Here is an 18,065-nt window from a genome sequence, read left to right as displayed (position 1 = left end):
TGTCTTTGTACATCCTTTCCCCCGTCGTTTCGTAACCGAAACAACGGGAAATAACTCAGGATGCCACGACTTTCCACCGCCTCCACCAAACCCGGCGAGTGCTTCACTTTTCAACCGGCGATCACAACAGTTCGCCTTTTCCGACCTTTTTGGGGATATCTTGCCTAGAAACACACTGTAGATCATCAATGGAAATTTCCATCCGCTTGATCTCGGATTTATTCAAGCACATTTCCACCCGACGTCGAACCTCGATTCTCGCCTCTGAAAGGGGCTTCCCTCTGGACTTCACTAGACACTCATACAGCACCGTTGGGGTCACAATGTAGTAATGTCGGCAAGTATCGATGGAGGTCCGTAAGAAAAGCAGAGAAGACACCAAGTTGATCAGAGAACAATTGTCGATAACATTTCCTGGTACGAACTCATCGGGGATCATACTTTCATCTCCAGTGGTTCTCCGTACATCTCTGCAATCTCTGGCATCTCGTCAAGCTGAATCAAAAGAGCCTCGGCTAGGCGACCTTGAGAGATCAGGCCACGATGGTATGCCTCGAAACAGACGCCCACGTACTCCGGGGACAGCCCTCTTTTCATCAACTGGAGTCGTCGCACCTTAACCTTCGGAGCGTGTCCCACTAGGGCTGCGTCGTCCTTTTCAGCTTGGCTGATTTTGCGTGTGCCCTTCAAGTCGTCCACCTGATCTTGTGTAAGTCGATCGGCATCCTTCATGGCATATAGACCTGTGTCAAAGTTGGCACGGTATTCCCGACATAAGTGTTTCACCTCGTCTGCGACTAGCTCTGAATCACCGCTGGTGTCCATTCTCTCTAACTTAGCTCTCGGAATCAGCATACGCCCCGCGAAAGCGTTTGCCCGCCACTCACGACGCTCTTCTGGGCCTCTCTGCTCATCTTCCAGAGAAAGGTTGACCTGATAATCCTTGTCGAAAATCGCGTGAGCCAATTCGTGAAGCGCCGAAAAATCCTGACGGTAAAGGTCCTCGTTGTAGTTAACGAGGATACAGTTTCCAATTTCCCGATGGCGGATGAACACTCCAGAGATCGCGGACCTGCCTAATTTGCGACGGAAGATGTGATATCCGAGCTTCCTCGCGATGCCGAAAACATCCACTAACGGCTTGTCTTGGAAGCCAAATTCTTTCCTCAGTCTTTCGGCGTTTTCCCAGCCATGTCCTTTGAAAAAGGTTCCCCTCAAGTTGGGGTCGAAGTGAATGATCCTCGGCCTTCCGCCCATCATAGTCTCGAAGTCGTGCTCACAACGGCAGAGATACAGGAATTCTTGGATGTTCATTCGGTCTTGAGGAGTGAGTTCTTTATCAAACTTCCGAAAGAGCTGGTTAACCTTCTCGAATGTGTCAACGCGCTCGCCGGTTATGAAATAGGCTAGTTCCTGCTTGTACACGTCGGAGAGGATGAGAATTTGGTCCCCTGTAGGCTCGCGCCTACCTTGTTCCATTTCTCGAAGCGCTTCAATATGAATACCCGACTGTGAGGCAACATCTTCCAGTTCCTGCTTTAGTACATCCTTACGGAGGTGCTTCAACTTTTTTGACAACTCTTGAAGATCAATCGCCATCCCTTGTCCTCTTTCCGATAAATTTCGATAACTTCGATACTGTACTAAAATATCGGGTTCTCGGATAGAGGCTTGCGATGGACAACCAGACGGGACTCTACTAAAAACAACAAACTATCTATGAAGGTCAAACCTACGCCCCTTCCGAGGAAGCTCCCAACGCCTTACCAGCATGTGCTCGAATGCTTTGAACAAGACAGTGTAGAATGTCCCCGCTACCACTCGAAAGGCTCGAAATCATTAAGGTTACGAGCCTTTCTCTTTGCGGTAATAACTCCTGTTTTTCCGTCACATTTGGCCTTGTGACGGAAAGCATGACGGAAAGCGCCGCCGCCTGTCCCTCGCCAAAACCAAATCGTGGGTGATTTCAACCTCGGTTTCGAGTCTTCATCCCGACAGAATGGGGAGATTTCGGCGTGGCCACAACTTGTTGATTTCATTAACGGACGAGTTTTGGCGAGGGACAGGCGGGTGCTTCTGCTTGTGGTGGATCGTTCCGGGGACGGACCCCAACCGCTCATTGAAACGGACCATTGACAGAGAAAGAGGGGAACTTTAACCTTTACTCAGGTGTTGCACTTTTCAACCGCTACGTGTTTCACTTTTCGACCGGCGATTACACGAATTTTCGGGGACCAGGGCAACCTGCGTAAGCTTTTAGATTACTTTAGGGTGATATAGTCGCCTATACAAATAAACCTATGCTGGCCTGGAACTGTATATAATGTATACCTGTTTGGTGAATATCGGTACCGATATCCTATAATTGTTTTTGATGCAAAACTATCAACACTGCTGAAGTACTGATCCCATTTAACGATCCAATAATAGCCTGGATTGCCATTATCGTCAAAGAAAACGTGCTTCTCGCCAGGCGGAATCGTCCTTGACACTTTAGGGCCATTTTTTGGAACAACATTAACTGTAATTGATTTTGAACATGTATTGTGAAGTATCATATTGCTTATCATCGATCCACGGGAAACATTCGGAAGATTAACATATAGGGCGTCGTGGTCGCTATTTCCCGTGGAATTTCTAGTCCTCACAGATCCCGTGGACCCACCGGATCCATTGCCCACCGGCAGGCCGCCGCCAATCCCCCCCTTGTAATAGGAAGGAGCTCCATCACACGTCACCTGCATCTTTTTAACATGATCGGCACACGCAGACGGCGACATCGTTCTACCGTCTTCTATCGAAGAACAGACGCAGAAAATCTCATTCCGACCGTAACCGCATGGCGGATGGTTTAAACAATTATCCCAATACCTACAGCATATTGACGCACATCTGGAAAAGCATTGTTGCGCGGTTTCAGCAGCGGCTGAATTGACAGACAGGAAAAATAGAACAACCATCATGATTGGCAAAAGCTGGAATCGGGAATGTTTCATGTTTCAAATCTCTTTTCATGTCACAGGACCTCCATAGCTCTCGGCTGCACCGAAAGCTATGGAGGGAAAAGGGCGCTATTGCTCCGGCCACTGTTTGATTGATTATCTCATGATCTCCGAGTGGAGTCAATTTGATTTTCCGTCAAAATAGGGTGCTTTTCTTGCGAAGTGTTGTCAGCATAGCCCATCCGGCATTTCGGGTCTACTTTTGACGCTGGATGATCAGCATCGAGATGAGCAGGCACAAAAAGAGAAGCTCCCGACAGGTGAAGATATCCCGGAAACTCAACCTCTTCGAGACGGTTCCCGCCTGCATGGCCGGTGTTCGGATATCTTTCCCGAACTTCAAAGCCGAATGCGGCCTGATGAAATTGTAATGCCACATCAGCCAGGCCATATTGCCGTCGAGATGATCCCGATCCCGGGCATGGCAAGCCGTTCGCCGACCCAGATAGGAACAGCCCTGCCGTATCGTCAGATTGTGCCGCTCGATAACACTCACGCGCGGGATGCTGCTAATCTTCCTTGGTCACAAATCCATGATACCCGGCCAGCCAGTAAGCCGCCAGGAAGTCATGCCCGGAGTGAACTTTCGTCGGGTCATCAGAGCCGCATGCTTCGATGATAAACGGGGACCACTGAAACATGAATCCGGCAGGACAATAACCGTCTACGCCAAAGGGTTCCAGCGCCTGGTATTGGAATCCGCCAAGGATCTCTTCCAGAAACGGAAACTGCTCTGCCAGATCGGTCATAATCACAGAAAAAGGATCAAGGGTATAAGTCGAAGGGTCCTTGGCGGGTACATAAAACTCCGCAAGAGGCGGGTCCTGGAAAACCGTCAGGTCCTCGATCAGTTGGTCTTGGTATTCGGTGTCGCTGGGATCGTAATTGCCTTGCCCCATAAAGATCGCATTGAACCAGGGATTATGGGAGAGGCGGGAGAAGGTATGGACCTGCGTTTCAAATACGCCCGCCATGAACTCGAAGTCCGCCGGACTGTAATACACGCGCCCAAGTCGCAATATGCTGTACCAGACTCGATGGGATAACGCGTTTCCGTAGTAGGATGAATACCGATTGAAAAAGGTAATATTGTTCAGCTTGAACCAGAGCCGGCCAGAGTCCATGAGCTGCTTGCCCAACTCTTGTTTGTATCGCTCGTTTCCTGTGATGTGGTAGCCGATGGTGATCCAGGCAAGTTGGAACCCCGGCAACACGTTCGGCCCGGCATCAGTCGGCCGACCTGCCTCGTCAATGATCCACCAGTGATTCGCTAACAGTTCATCGAGAACTTCTGTCACATCCTCCCGAATCATCTCCCGCATGGGCTCATCGTCGACCAAATCGTAGGCGGTAACCATTCCGTAAAACCACCCGGTGTACATGTCACGGCTCGTCTCACCCCGCCAGAAATCGCCGGCGTAAAGACCTGTATCGACTTTGTGGCAGCGGTCGGAATCATCACACCACCCCGGCGCTCCGTACATATCCAGCATCGCCTGGCTACCCCAATAGCGAGATATGAAGCCAGGGCGACCGGTGACATGGAGCAGCCCGTCAAGTACAGCGACCTTATCAATCACCAATTGTTTGACAGCCGGATCGCCGGTTACATAGTAGCGGTAAGCTTCAGATGCCAGGTATTGCCCGGTCCATTCGGCGCTGTCGCCGATGCCGTGGTAACCGGCTACCTCGCTTTGAGATTCGTCCGTGAAAAAAACGTGGGCGGCGCAGCCGTGGTCGGGTTGATGCCAGGCAAGATGCCATGCGTCGTATGCCATTCCTTTTTGGCGCAGCGGACCCGCAACTCCTGATTCGTCATAATCTTGCGGTTCGTTGGCGCTCTGCGGCCAGGGCGCGACGTAATCATCGGGGTAGGTGGTGTCATCGTCGTCGTCGTCGTCGATAGAATCATCGTCATCAGCGGCACTATCATCATCGGTACCGCTGCCCGTATCGTCGTCATCGTTATCGTCATCGTCGTCGTCGATAGAATCATCGTCACCAGCAGCACTATCATCATCGGTACCGCTGCCCGGATCATCGTCGTTGTCGCCACCAGATGAACAACCGAAGGCCAGGAGCAATGCCAGGGCTACGACTAGGATGGCAAAATGGTTGTGTTTCATGATCCTCTCGATACGGATAAAGGGACTGGAAAAATAAACCAACAAGAGTTTAGCGAATGAAAACACTTGCTTCAAGGAAGAAAGGAGACAACCTAACCAAGTTTCTCATACGCAACAACAATGGCAACTTTTCGTGATTGTTCAGCTTTTCAGTTTAAGTTATTCCGTTTTACCTTCGGAGCGCCATTAATTTCGAATTTGACATTTCGTTTCGCCTGGATATTCAGGCCGAAAAGCTTACGGGCAAAAACGATCCGTGGATCCAGGTGGTGCTGGAGTTGGCCAAGGACCTGTAAACGGCTCAGCGGGGTCGCAAGCCGGCATTCGTCGGTTCGGACATCGCCCGAAGGCCGCGGTTCAATACACCGCGCAGTTTTCACACCAGGCGTGGTAGAGGTTGAACCCATCCTCGTATGTGACGTGAACTGCGCCGTCTAAGTCCACCGTCAGGTCCGTGTACATGCCCAGGCCCAGGGGATCCGCCACAAAAAATTCCCACTCGCCATCTACGTTTCGCGCGTAGCGCAGTTCGCCGACGGAGAAGTGGCGATAGGACACATGCAGACCGCCCATGGCGTCCACGCCGATTCCGGGGAAGCCGCCGGTGTCGTCCTCTTCGCTGTCGCCGGAATCCAGGGCGGTTTTGGACCAGGTTCCCTCCGGGGCGTCGGTGGCGTACCACAGATCCCACAGGTTGGAATTCAGCGGATCGATCTTGGAGTAGACCAGGTGCCTGTAGCCATCGGCGTCGATGGCCAGATCCACGCCCACGGTATTGCCGTCGATGGTCCGTATGTCCCAGCCCTTGTCGGTCCAGGCCGCCAGCATCAGGTTGCCCACCGGGTAAGCCGGGCTGAGCACGTAGGCGACCTGGGGATCTCCGGTCGGCGTAGCGGCCATGGAGTTAAACCAGCCCGAGCCCGATGTGGTGTCCACGTCCTGCATCGTCCAGTTTGCGCCGTCGTAGGTCCCGGCCTGCAAATAGACATTGTCCCAGCCCGAAAAGGGGATCTTGGTGTGGGCCATCCACAGATCGGATCCACACAGTGCCGTACCGTTCCACCAGCCGCCGTCGCCGATCCCCAGGTTTTCGGTGATCCAGGCGCCGCCGGATAGCTTTTTGGCAAACCGTTGCCGCTGCCGGTTGTGGTTGGAGTAGACCACGAAGATGTCGCCTGCGTCGTTTATCTGCATGGAAGCAAACCAGCCGGTGTCTGCGTCGGCCGCGTCCACCGAGGTCACTTCGAACGCCTCATCGCCTGCGGCCTTGACCGCGTAAACCAGCTCGCTGCGGTTGCAGGGGGCGTCGGTGCAGCCGGTAAAGGCGATGTGCACGGCCTGATCGTCGGTGACCTTTACCGAGGTCTGCCGGTTGCCGGCGGCGGACCGGGCCACGGTTTCGGTCTGCCAGATCGGAGCCGTATCGTCATCGTCGTTGTCGTCATTGTCGTCATTGTCGTCATCGCCTGTGCCGGTGTCGTCGTCATCGCTGGAAAGGTCCTCGCAGCAGCCGTTCTTGCAGGCCCAGCCGGGTCCCAGAGCATCTGTGCATTCGGATGTGGTTTCACAATTGATGCAGTCTGCGTCGTCATTGTCGTCGTTGTCGTCATCATCATCGCCGCAGGAAAAAAGCGCAAAGCTAACGAGCAGCACCACAATAACGGTGATACAAAAAAATCTGGTTCTCATCAACGTCTCCTGTAAAAATAGGAAGGGCAGGGTTTATAAAAATGCATTATATCAAAGTCTGCAACCACCTCTCCAGACACCGTGCCCCGGGAAAGCCGTCCTTCGACCTCATGGTTTCACCAAAATCCTCGTTGCAATTGTCGGTTTTATCCCTGTCTTGCGTTGAAATCAACCGTTTTATCCATCAAAACCCGCGCTGTGGACGTTGCCGGGGCGCAGCATCGCGCCTTCGCAATCACCAAACTGGTTGAAGCAAAACAGGGCTCGGTAACACGGTTCGAGAATCGGCCGTCTCAGACCAATGCGGGGCGTCAGGTTGATCTGGCGCCCCTTTTTACGTCGATGCCTTCGCTTTTCTTGTGGCCCACCCAACGCCCGCCACAATCACCGCCAAAGGGCAAAATCGACTTCGCAGTCCAGGTCGAGCAAAGCGGCACCGGCCACGCGGTGCTCATGGCCAAAAGGGCGCTCGGGAAGTTCCGGAATGGCGGAATTTAGGCTTCAGACGCACGCTCGGCAAAAGCGAAGAATTCTATTGTGGCCGGATGCTTTTAGAAAAAAGGCGACGCCTGCCTAGCAGTTGATTGCGTCTTCCCAAGCCGTTGCGCAGGCGTCCCAATTGCTGCAATCGGTTCCCACGCAATTCAGGAATATCTCTGTCGCACCCTTCGAACAAGGCTGCTCGAGGTTGTAGTACTCCTCGCACACCAACAGGGCCGCGCTTTGGTCGAAGCCAAAGCATTCCATCTGCAGAGAAATGCACCGGTCCATCCCATCGCCGAAACCGTCGTCATCATCCCCAGCGGAATCGTCGTCATTGTTATCGTCGTCATCATCGTCATCGTCACAGGCCACGACAGCGACAGAGGCGAAAAGGCAAAGGGCTAAAAGGACGGCAAGCCAGTTCAAGGATTTCATGGTTTCCCTCCCAGGATCCAATCGATTTTAACAGTCATATTCGTCTGTGACGCAATAGCCCATCGCTTTTGACCACAGGTGAAGCCCTAACGGTTTGAATCCGCCGTTGATGGACGTAGATCCTTTGCTTCGCTCAGGACGATAAAACGGAAAAAGTATAACGGGCACCGCAGGGGCGTTCAGACTTTTGAAACAGCCCCACAGTCACAAATTCTACTCGGGATCGCGGACGCAGCGATAACCAAGGTCGAACTCGTCATTGGCGCTGGCTATGTCGCCTTTCCAGAAATCGATGTTCCACCCTTTTCCTTCTTCGTCCTCAACAGCCGACGACGTCCAATACAGACCGCAATCAGTGCTGTTAAAAACAGAAGGCAAATAGCAGCCATCAGCCGGGCCTTCCCCAAGGTTGCAGCCCATGCAGTAGTTTTCATCGCTTTGCCAGCATTCCCAGGAAAGACAGGAGTCGGTAAGACCGCAAGGACCGGCCGCTTCGGTTGCGGTACAACCCCGGATCAGGGAGCGCAAATCGCTGATGGTCGGCAAACGCCAATCGTTATTACCGCCCAGTGAAAGACTTGCGCATTCGGCTTCCGCCTCGAGTTTTGTCCAGCCCATGAGCTGTGTGGATACCTGCCACATCAGGCCGCTTTCGACGTCGGTCCAGGTGCCGTCATCGTCGTCGTCATCGCCGCCGGTGTCATCGTCATCGTCCGCCGTATCATTGTCGTCGTCCGCCGTATCATTGTCGTCGTCCGCCGTATCATTGTCATCATCTGCCGCATCATCGTTGTCGTCGTCGTCATCATCGTCGGGAAGGGAGCATTCCGATGGCCCGGCGACAGCCAAAGCGAAACAGAAGACCGCTATCAAATAAAACAAAAGTTCCCATGTTTTCATCTCTCACTCCGATCCGTTTTGTGTCGAGTACTTACTAAGCTGCTGAAAATCGCTCGCCAATGAGCTATCTTCATATTATGACATCATATTTACGCTTCGTCTCCCGTTGTCAAGTCCGAGCTTTTCGCTTTTCGAGCTTCCTTGTTGGCCCCGGCGCCGCCGCTAGGCGTTTGCTTACGTCAATTCCCGGCCTGCTCTGCAGGGAGGTCATACCACCGCGCCGCGCCGCAGGGTGGCCCGGGCGCCGGCTCGACCGGCTGGTCTAGGGGGATGTCGCCTTGCTGGGCGCGTATGCCGAGGGTCGCGAACAATGGCTTTGCCACGAGTTGCCCCAGCAGGTAGTAGGGGTCCCAACGCCGCAACCAATTGCCGATACGATCTTCGGCCACGGCGTCCAAATCCAACTCCCACAACCCATGGTACTTCGTCGTTAGATAAGCCTTGCCGCCCGCGGAATCCACCGCCCACCAGCGCGGCCACGGCGGACCGTAACCGCGCGTGATCAGGGCCATGGTGTCGGCGTCGCGAATCTCCAACGAAGAGAATAGACCCGCAACCAGCAGCCACCGCCGTTGAGGGTCGATTTCGAGTTCGTGGACGCCCGGGAAGGTGCGGAATTCGTCTATCGAGAGGTCTTCCAGCGTCACGCTGTACAACGCTCCCGGAAACGGTGCGGAAAAAACCAACCGGTCGCGCAAGGGATCGAAAACCGAGCGGTCAGATTTGAAGGGTTTGTTTCGCGAACGGGACAAGCTGAACGGACGTGGCCGCAACGCCAGCAGTTGTCGGATGCTGCCCGTCGCCCATAGTTCGTTGCGTTTCGGGTCGTAAGTCAAATCGAAGTTTTGATTTTTTCGCAACGACGCCGTGACGCGCGCGCCATCGGGGCACATCGCGAACAAGCCGCCCGGACATGAAACCACGAGACTTTCGGGCTCCGGGAACCAGAATGTGCGGCAATGATCGTCGTAATAGACCGTTGGCGAATTCGTGATCGGAATCTCACGCACCAAACGAAGTTCATCGGCCTCAATCACCCGCGTCACTTGATCGGCGAAATCGACCTGGACCAGCAAATCGCGTTGACGATCCACGCCGAGCGCACTGGCGCGATTGGATTTGGGAGGCAGGATCAAGCGTTGTTGCGGGAACGTCGTGTCGGCTTGGGGGGCGTAACGCTCGACGCGCCGCAGTTGTTCATCAACGACCAACACCGTGCCCCGATCTTCTTCGAACACAGCCTGATAAAACCACGCGCCGTGCGATGGGGCGATTTGCCGCCACCAACCGTGCCCGGCAATCGGCTCGCCGATCGGCAACGGTTCGGCCAACCACACCAATAATGTCGGCGCAAGCACCAAGGCTACGACAACCGGTCGCCACAGCTTCATGCCATAGGCGCGACCGCGATATCTCGCCCAAACGGCCAAGGGAAACAACGCGTCGCCCAGCACCGGCAGGGCAAAAAATCGCAGCCAACCGGTCTCTTCCTTTTCCCTTCCGGCCAGCAAAATCATCAACGCAATGTTGGCGCCGACAAAAAAACAAGCGAACTGGAATGATGTGGGCCGGGTGACATCAAGGCGCGTCCAATCGGGCGTTGTTGCGATCAGCCCGCCGGAAAGAACGCCTGCCAAGAGCGCCGCGATTCGCCGCCGACGAAAGGAGCCGGGCAAAAGGCAACCCAGAGCAAAAACCGACCCTATCGCGAAAAACAACGAGTGGTACAAATCGTTTTGCAGCAAACGAGTCATAATTTCATGTTCGGAGGGCGTTGACGCCAGCCACGCCGCTACCCGGTGCCAGAGCACCGACACGGCGATCAACAGAACCAGGGACACACGGAGACTGTAGACGACAGTCGGCGCCCAACGGCTTCGTAAATCGGGATTTTGTTCGACCCGCGCCACTGGTGAACTCCTGAAACCGGAACGCCAAGCAGGCGCCCAGATCTTTCACAGGATTGTGAATGGGTGATTGTAGCGCGTCGTCACCGCAGGGGAAACGCCGCCTAAGCGGCCGCGGGAACCGGTGTCATCGTGGTAGTTCTGGGTCACGGCGGCGCACTCGGCAAAGGCAGTATTATTTTGTATGATTTCACAATAATCTACTATGAACTTCTCAAGAAACCGGAACTGGAACGGGAATTCGCTTGACGAAAGGGACGCAGAATGTCCGAACGCGCCGTGTTAAATAAGACTTGATCCCACTGAGGCTCTCTGTAACCTGATTCGCCGAATTCAAATCACGTTTACAGGAGAAGGGGAATTGATGAGGAGATTCCTTTTATTGGCGCTCATGGCGGTGCTGAGTTTGGGCTTCGGTTTGCTGGCTTCTTGCGGCGACGATGACGACGACGACTCAGGCGACGATGACGATAGCGAAAACGACGATGACGCCACGGACGACACCTGGGCCGATTCGTCCTCGGGCTTGACGTGGCAACTGACGTCGTCGAGCGATTACATGACGTGGGACGATGCCAAGACCTATTGCAGCAATTTGTCCCTGGCCGGCGGCGGCTGGCATTTGCCGACAATCTCGGAACTGCGTTCCTTGATTCGCGGCTGCGACGCGACCGAATTGGGCGGCGTCTGCGGCGTGGCGGACGGCTGGACGGAATCCGATTGCTGGAGTGATCCGTGCGGCGGATGTGGTTATCTGGAAGGCCCTGGTTCGGGTGGGGCGTACTGGCCGGATGGAATGTCTGGCGAGATCGAATGGTATTGGTCGTCGTCGCCGGTCGCGGACGACGGCCTCCACGCGTGGTACGTCGGTTTCTTCTACGGCGACGTCGACAACGGCTACGTTGGCCGCAACGACGGCCGCGCGCGCTGTGTTCGTTAGTCAGTCGACCGTGAAAATTGGTGATTTGGTCATTTGGGGGAGTCCAGAGGGGCATCCCCTCTGGTGGATTTCGATATGATTCAGGATAATTCTGCGATAAGCCGATCAAGGAGTCGGATCGGGAAGAGAATTTGTGCCGGAAGAAAGGGAAGCAAATGTTGAACCGCTTTGGGAAGAGTTGGCTCGCGATTTCGTTGATGCTCATCTTGTTTTTCATGTTTGCCGCTTGTGATACCGGAGAGGACGAAGAGCCGGGGGAAGGCGAGATAAAATGCCACAAAGATACCGACGGTGACGGGTACGGGAATCCGCAACACAGTGTTATTTCCAAACACGATGAGTGTCCCGAGGGTTGGTCGGAAGACGGGACGGACTGCGACGACGGCGATGCGGATCTGTTCGCGTGGCTGGACGGCAGCGAAGATGCGGATCACGACGGCTACGGCGTAGGCGAACCGGATCAGCAGGTTTGCTCCGGCGAAGAACTTCCCGAAGGGTACGGCCCGGAAGGCGGCGACTGCGACGACAATGATCCGCTCAAGCATCCGGCCGCTTTCGATTTTCCCGACGACAACATCGATCAGAACTGCGACGGCGTTGATTTCGAGCGATCGGAAGAGGTCGGTATTTTCGTTTCGCCCATGGGCAGCGATCAGGGCACGGGGAAGATGGACGATCCGCTGTTGGTCCTTTCCGACGCTGTCGATCTGGCCGCCGCGCAGGGAAAGGTCGTGTTCGTGGCCGAGGGCCAGTATTTTTACGATTTGAGCGTCACCGCCACGGTGTCGATGTTCGGCGGATACGAAGATGCTTCGTGGTCCCGCAACATAACGCTATATCCTTCCATCATTCCGGCCGGCTCAACAAAACCGGCGGTCCGGATCGAGGGCGGTGTGGGTGAGACGATCGTCTTCGAGGGATTCACGGTACACGGGGACGACTACGCTCTGGCAACCACCGGCGTGCGCGTGTCGGCGGGGACGACGGCGATCGTGGCCAACAACCTGATCTACGGCGGCAACGGCGGGGCGAGTTGCAACGGCGTTTCTTCCAAGGGCGATATCACGCTGCTGGGCAACCGCATCACCGGTAGCCGCGGCGCGCCGACCGGTGCGGTCGGCGTTTACATCAACGGCGGCACGGCTTTGCTGGTCGACAACATCATTGAAGCGAACGACGCGCTCGGGGCCGTCTCGATGGATGGCGTGCAAGTCATTAACGCTGAAGCCACGTTGATTCGCAACCAGATTTCCGGGGGCACGGGCGGCACTTCGACCAGCAGCGTGGAGGTGAACAACAGCGATGTTACCCTAGTCAATAACCTGCTGTTTTCGGGTTTCGATTGCACCTCGGTCACGGGCGTAAGCGTCACCAATTCTCAGTTTGCGGCGCTGAACAACGTCATTTTCGCGAACGCTGACGAAGACAATGTCACCGGGATCAAAATGAACACCGTGACCGCCGCGTACCTCGTCAACAACATCGTCGACGTGCGGTCGAACTATTGGGCTTATGGTCTGCATTTGAACGACAGCCAGAATGTCTACCTGCTTAATAATGATTTATTCGTCCACGGCGAGGACCCGCTGAGCAGCGGTCTGATCTATCTGGCGGGCGATGATCTGACGACCCTGGCCGACGTGGAAGCTTGCGAATGGACCGGTTGCGCGCAGGCCGAAGACAACCTGGCCGAAGACCCCGCCTTCGATTTGGAGGGCACTTTTCATCTGCAGGCGGGCAGCCCTTGCGTCGACGCCGGCCGCGACATCGCGCCCTGGTATTTCGGACCCTGGTTCAACATCGATTGGGATCTGGATGATCGCCCCCAGGGTGCGGGGTGGGATATGGGAATCGACGAGTTTTGATTTATTGATGCGATTGAGTCTCGTGACCGTTGCCGGTATTTTGGGCGTCGACTGCTCCGACGACGACGATCAAGCTGTCGTTGTTCGGAGAAAAAACGTGACGCCGCCGCCGATAACGACACTATTTGTGACCGCGACGCCGCCGATGCCGACACAATGAGCGACGACGCCGCCGCCGAAAGTGACCGTGCGTCGCTTTTTCGGGTTACGATCACAGGTCACGATTCGCGTATCATGGGCGCGAGTCGTCTCGAATTCCTAGATTGAACGCCGCCCCTTAAGTCACTCCACTTCGCCTGGATCGATGCCCAAAGCTTCTGCCACGCCCTTGCCGTAGGCCGGGTCCGCTTTCATGCAGTTGCCGATGTGACGCAGCTTGATTTTCTTCGGTGCGTCGCCCATGGCTCTGGCGGTGTTTTCAAACAGAACCTTCTGTTGCGCGGGGCTCATAAGCCGGAACAAGGCGCCGGGCTGCGAGTAGTAATCGTCATCGTCCTCGCGGTGGCTCCAGTTGCCGGCCGCCCCGTCGAGAGGCAAGGGCGGCTCGCGGACCCCCGGTTGCTCCTGCCACTCGCCGTAGCTGTTGGGCTCGTAACCAAGGTTGCCGCCGTAATTGCCGTCCACCCGCATCGCGCCGTCGCGGTGGAACGCGTTGACCGGGCAGCGGGCCTGGTTGACGGGAATCAGGTGATGGTTCACGCCCAACCGATAGCGTTGCGCGTCGCCGTAGGAGAACAGCCGGCCCTGCAGCATCTTGTCGGGCGAGAAGCCGATGCCGGGCACGATGTTCGCCGGGTTGAAGGCGGCTTGCTCGACGTCGGCGAAGTAGTTCTCAGGGTTCCTGTTCAGCTCGAGTACGCCGACATCCATGAGCGGGTAGTCTTCATGCGGCCAGACCTTGGTCAGATCAAACGGATTGAAGGGGAAATTTGCGGCCTCCGCTTCGGGAACGACTTGAATTTTCATGCTCCACCGCGGAAATTCTCCCGCCTCAATGCTGTCGAATAGGTCGCGCTGGTGGCTCTCGCGGCACTTGCCGATGATTTCCTCGGCCGCCGCATCGGTCAGAATCTTGACTCCCTGTTGTGTTTTGAAGTGGAATTTGACCCAGAAACGCTCGCCGTTCACGTTGATCAGGCTGAAAGTGTGGGAGCCGTAACCGTTCATGTGGCGGTAGGAGAGGGGAATCCCCCGGTCGCTCATGGTGATCGTGACCTGGTGCAGCGCCTCGGGCAACGAAGTCCAGAAATCCCAGTTGTTGCGAGCGCTGCGAAGGTTGGTCCGTGGGTCGCGTTTCACGGCGTGGTTGAGATCCGGGAATTTGAGCGGGTCGCGCAGAAAGAACACCGGCGTGTTGTTGCCGACCAAATCCCAGTTTCCTTCTTCGGTGTAGAATTTCATCGCAAAGCCGCGTATGTCGCGCTCGGCGTCCGCCGCGCCGCGCTCGCCCGCGACGGTGGAAAAACGCACAAACACGTCAGTGGTTTTGCCGATTTCCGAGAAAATCTTGGCCCTGGTGAGTCGGGTGATGTCATGGGTGACGGTGAACGTGCCGAACGCGCCGGAGCCTTTCGCGTGCATTCGGCGCTCGGGGATCACCTCACGGTCGAAATGGGCGAGTTTCTCCAGGTACCAAACATCCTGCAGCAACATCGGACCACGCGGTCCGGCGGTGACCACGTTTTGGTTGTCGACGACGGGCGCGCCGACGTTATGGGTCAGTTTCTTGGCCATGACTCGGTCTCCTTTTATGATTCGATGTCAGATTGTCTTTTTTTTCGATCGTTTATCGAAAACGCCTCGTAATTCTCATTCACCTAATCAAGACTCACGCCGTAGAAACCGTGCATCAATCCACAAGGATTTCACACGAATTCGCGGCGCCGTTAATACGTTTTTTTGTGGCGACAACATCTTGCCCTCACTAAACGATAGTCACGAAAACGTGCTTCGGCTCCGCGAACATTACTCTCGAAGAAAAGACGCGTCGCCACACCGTTTCGTATTCAAGTCGACAACCAGGAAGTCGCCTCCCAGGGTCGGAGAGCGTTTTGCGCGGGCGTTCGAAAGCGCTAAGCTAGGCGCAGGTGGCCGGCGACCTCGAGTCGCGCCAAATGCGGGAAACGCCGTCGCCCGGCGGGATGGACATCAACTTGGCCTTAGAAACACGTAAGCAGTGCCGATTCTTTCCCATTACCTGGGAAACGAGTGCTTTCCTGCTGGTGGTAATCGCCGCCATCGGGTATTTCCTGCTGTTCTATTGGTTGAATTATTCGAAGTGGATTCATTTCGACCCGATGGTCCCCGACATTGGTTCCTTGGCCCACATACGCGCGACGCTGGCTCAAGGGCGCTTGCAGGAAAACTTGGTTCTTACGCCGGGTTTTTATTTGTTGTATCCGGGCTTATTGCTGCTTCCGTTTCCGGAATACCCATTGGCGATCAGCCCGTTTTTCACGGCGCTTTCGATCATCGTTCTATTCGCCATTGCCCTGCAGTTGACGAAAAGTCCGGCGGTATCGTTGGCGCTGGCGTTTTCCTACTTGATCAATCCGCTTATCGAAATCTATTCGTTTCTCGGCTTTCGACCCGAATCGCCGGGTATTTTTTTCCTCTTCCTATTTGTTTACCTCGCGTTGCGAGAGCGCGGTCGGCTTGCTGCTGTGGCGGCTGTGCTGAGCATGGTTTTCAAAATTGAGTTCGTACCGGTCGTCTTTTTCATCGCGTTGTGGTTTTACCGGCGCAAGGAGCGGCCGACGATCGTCCCGTCGTTGATCGGCAGCATGGTCGCCGGCGCGATTTACGGCGCGGCGTTGCTGTACGTGCTTGTATTCTCGTCGCAGACCGGCGATTTCAGCCCGACGATCACTTCGCCGCTGCAGTTTCTGAAGAATAATTCGTCGGCGGGTTTCTTCTTCGGATTGTTCTCGCCGTTCAACCTGCGGTTGATCCTACTCATGTTTCCGGTCGCGTTCATCTGTTTGCGAGCGCCGTATTGGACGTTTGTGCCCGCCGTTTTTCAGCTTGTGGTTACCTTGCTGCTCAACGACATCTGGGCTCGAGCCGGGTACTTCGACGCCTTTCTGATTTATCCGATCACCGCATGGACGGGGATTGTCCGGCTTCCTATCGTCTGGGCGGTGATGATCTATCTAGGCGCCGCCTTCGGCCTTGCCGCGCTGTACGATCACCTCAGGCGCGACGTGCCTCGCAAGACGATAAAGCACGTCGCGATTGTCGCTGCGTTGGTCGTTTTCGGCGGGGCGTATCATTGGCTCGCCGCGCCGCCGACGGGCGGTCCCGTGCCGCTAACGCCTTCGTGGTCGCAATACAGCTACCGTTATCAAGAAACGGCGGGCTCGCGCCAAATTCGTGCGGACATCGATTTGATCGAGCAGAGCCAGTTGAGCGCGTGCTTATCCTGGCAGTATCCCTATTACGTCGCGAGCTACGTCGAGAACCGCTCGCAACCATCCATCAACGGAGTTCCGTGCGATCTGGAGCGCGTGCAACCGCATTGGATTTTGGTGGACACGCTGGTCAGCACTTATCCCGCCAAGCAGGATGTGATCGACTGGACCCTGGCGACGCTGGCCGACCCGCACTACGCGGTCCAAAGCGTGCAAGCCGGGGTTGTGCTGCTCGAGCGGGTGGAAGAGGGCGCGGCGGACCGGACGAAAAACCGCCTGATCGCCGACTATCTTCTGGAAAACCGCTCGACTTTGCAGTATGCGCTGCCTCATCGCGAGCTTTACGTCGAACTGTTGGCGCGAGAGGGGAAACCTCCGCCGCCAACGATCTAGCCTGTTTTGCGGTCTCGTTTATCCGCCCGACCCGAAAGTTTGCCGACCGGTGATCCGTTGCCTCGACGGCGTAGGTGTGACAAAATACCGCGATGTCATGCTACCCCGTTCTCCTCGGGAAACGGGATATTCGGAACACCCCATTGAATGAGGTAAAGAATGACGCGGATTTCAAAATTGCCCTACGTCATCAGCATTTCGCTAACGCTTTTCCTTTCGCTGGTCGCGCGTATGGCGTTCATGAACAACAGCATGGGCCGCTTGGCTTTTGCACGTTTCATGTACCTGATAGCGGCTGTTCTCGTGATTCTGATGTACTACAAAGCCTGGAAGGCGCTTCAGGACGAAGAGGCGAGAACGACACCCGGAAAAGCACTGGGGTATTCGTTCATTCCGGTGTTCAACGTGTATTGGATCTTCGTGGTTATGGCGGGGTTCGCGGCCGACTACAACAGCTACGTCGAGCGCCATGAATTGCCGATCGAAAAACGGATGGGCACCGGACTGTATTGGGTAACGGCGTTCTGTTGGATCTTTGCTTTTCTCGTGATGAAAAACCGACCGCTCGGCGGTGTGCTGCTCTTTGTCCTACTGGCGGCCCAAACGATTGGGGCGATAAAAGTTATTAACGCGGTGAATTTGTTGGCCGATGCCCAGGAAGGCAAGATCGACGAGTCGCCCGACGAAAGCGCCGCGGAGCTCACCGAAGAATCGACCGATGAAGGCGTGGAACAAGCTGCACAACCGGCAACCGAGGCGGGCGAGGTGCAAGTGGAAGAGGAAATCGAATCGGACACCGAGAGCGAAGAAGACGCCAAATCCGACGGCGATAGTTAATATACGCGGCAATCAGGCGAAACACCGCCAAGAGGCAGCGTAGCGAAGAGGTATCGTTGATTGCCGCCAACCGAAGAC

The 18,065-nt window shown here is 55.4% G+C and carries 12 protein-coding genes; 5 read left to right on the top strand and 7 right to left on the bottom strand.

Features of this window, described 5'->3' with window-relative positions; translation table 11 throughout:
* Positions 1-435 precede the first annotated feature (435 nt).
* The 6 genes from P9L99_19610 to P9L99_19585 all read right to left on the bottom strand — a co-directional run bounded on the left by P9L99_19610 (position 436) and on the right by P9L99_19585 (position 10,545).
* Complete coding sequence (locus P9L99_19610) at positions 436-1,599, bottom strand: XRE family transcriptional regulator (protein ID MDP8225577.1); 1,164 nt, start codon at positions 1,597-1,599, stop codon at positions 436-438.
* A gap of 1,912 nt (positions 1,600-3,511) precedes the next feature.
* On the bottom strand, positions 3,512-5,128 hold the full coding sequence (locus tag P9L99_19605) for a hypothetical protein (protein MDP8225576.1): 1,617 nt from the start codon (positions 5,126-5,128) through the stop codon (positions 3,512-3,514).
* A gap of 357 nt (positions 5,129-5,485) precedes the next feature.
* Positions 5,486-6,817, bottom strand: a complete 1,332-nt coding sequence (locus P9L99_19600; GenBank protein ID MDP8225575.1) for a hypothetical protein — start codon at positions 6,815-6,817, stop codon at positions 5,486-5,488.
* Between the two features lie 573 nt (positions 6,818-7,390).
* Positions 7,391-7,735, bottom strand: a complete 345-nt coding sequence (locus P9L99_19595) for a hypothetical protein (GenBank protein ID MDP8225574.1) — start codon at positions 7,733-7,735, stop codon at positions 7,391-7,393.
* 213 nt (positions 7,736-7,948) lie between these two features.
* Positions 7,949-8,635 (bottom strand): DUF1566 domain-containing protein, encoded by a 687-nt coding sequence (locus P9L99_19590; protein MDP8225573.1) that lies wholly within the window; start codon positions 8,633-8,635, stop codon positions 7,949-7,951.
* Positions 8,636-8,814: 179 nt separating this feature from the next.
* Positions 8,815-10,545, bottom strand: coding sequence for a hypothetical protein (locus P9L99_19585; GenBank protein MDP8225572.1), 1,731 nt, complete (start codon positions 10,543-10,545; stop codon positions 8,815-8,817).
* Positions 10,546-10,906: 361 nt separating this feature from the next.
* Between P9L99_19585 and P9L99_19580 the strand changes: the two genes are divergently transcribed.
* From P9L99_19580 to P9L99_19570, 3 genes are all read left to right on the top strand, one after another.
* Positions 10,907-11,482: a DUF1566 domain-containing protein gene (locus P9L99_19580; protein ID MDP8225571.1), complete on the top strand. Its 576-nt coding sequence runs from the start codon at positions 10,907-10,909 to the stop codon at positions 11,480-11,482.
* A gap of 158 nt (positions 11,483-11,640) precedes the next feature.
* Complete coding sequence (locus P9L99_19575; GenBank protein ID MDP8225570.1) at positions 11,641-13,347, top strand: MopE-related protein; 1,707 nt, start codon at positions 11,641-11,643, stop codon at positions 13,345-13,347.
* Positions 13,348-13,354: 7 nt separating this feature from the next.
* Complete coding sequence (locus P9L99_19570) at positions 13,355-13,507, top strand: hypothetical protein (GenBank protein ID MDP8225569.1); 153 nt, start codon at positions 13,355-13,357, stop codon at positions 13,505-13,507.
* A gap of 122 nt (positions 13,508-13,629) precedes the next feature.
* Here P9L99_19570 and P9L99_19565 read toward each other — a convergent pair whose 3' ends face one another.
* Positions 13,630-15,081: a catalase gene (locus P9L99_19565; protein ID MDP8225568.1), complete on the bottom strand. Its 1,452-nt coding sequence runs from the start codon at positions 15,079-15,081 to the stop codon at positions 13,630-13,632.
* A 380-nt stretch (positions 15,082-15,461) separates the two neighbouring features.
* Here P9L99_19565 and P9L99_19560 point away from each other — a divergent pair, with 380 nt between their 5' ends.
* Together P9L99_19560 and P9L99_19555 are read left to right on the top strand one after the other, a co-directional pair.
* Positions 15,462-17,150, top strand: a complete 1,689-nt coding sequence (locus P9L99_19560; protein ID MDP8225567.1) for a DUF2079 domain-containing protein — start codon at positions 15,462-15,464, stop codon at positions 17,148-17,150.
* Between the two features lie 159 nt (positions 17,151-17,309).
* On the top strand, positions 17,310-17,987 hold the full coding sequence (locus P9L99_19555) for a hypothetical protein (GenBank protein MDP8225566.1): 678 nt from the start codon (positions 17,310-17,312) through the stop codon (positions 17,985-17,987).
* Positions 17,988-18,065: the final 78 nt, after the last annotated feature.

It is taken from the genome of Candidatus Lernaella stagnicola (genome assembly GCA_030765525.1).
GTDB lineage: Bacteria > Lernaellota > Lernaellaia > Lernaellales > Lernaellaceae > Lernaella > Lernaella stagnicola.
This window is presented reverse-complemented; position numbering and strand designations above follow the sequence as displayed.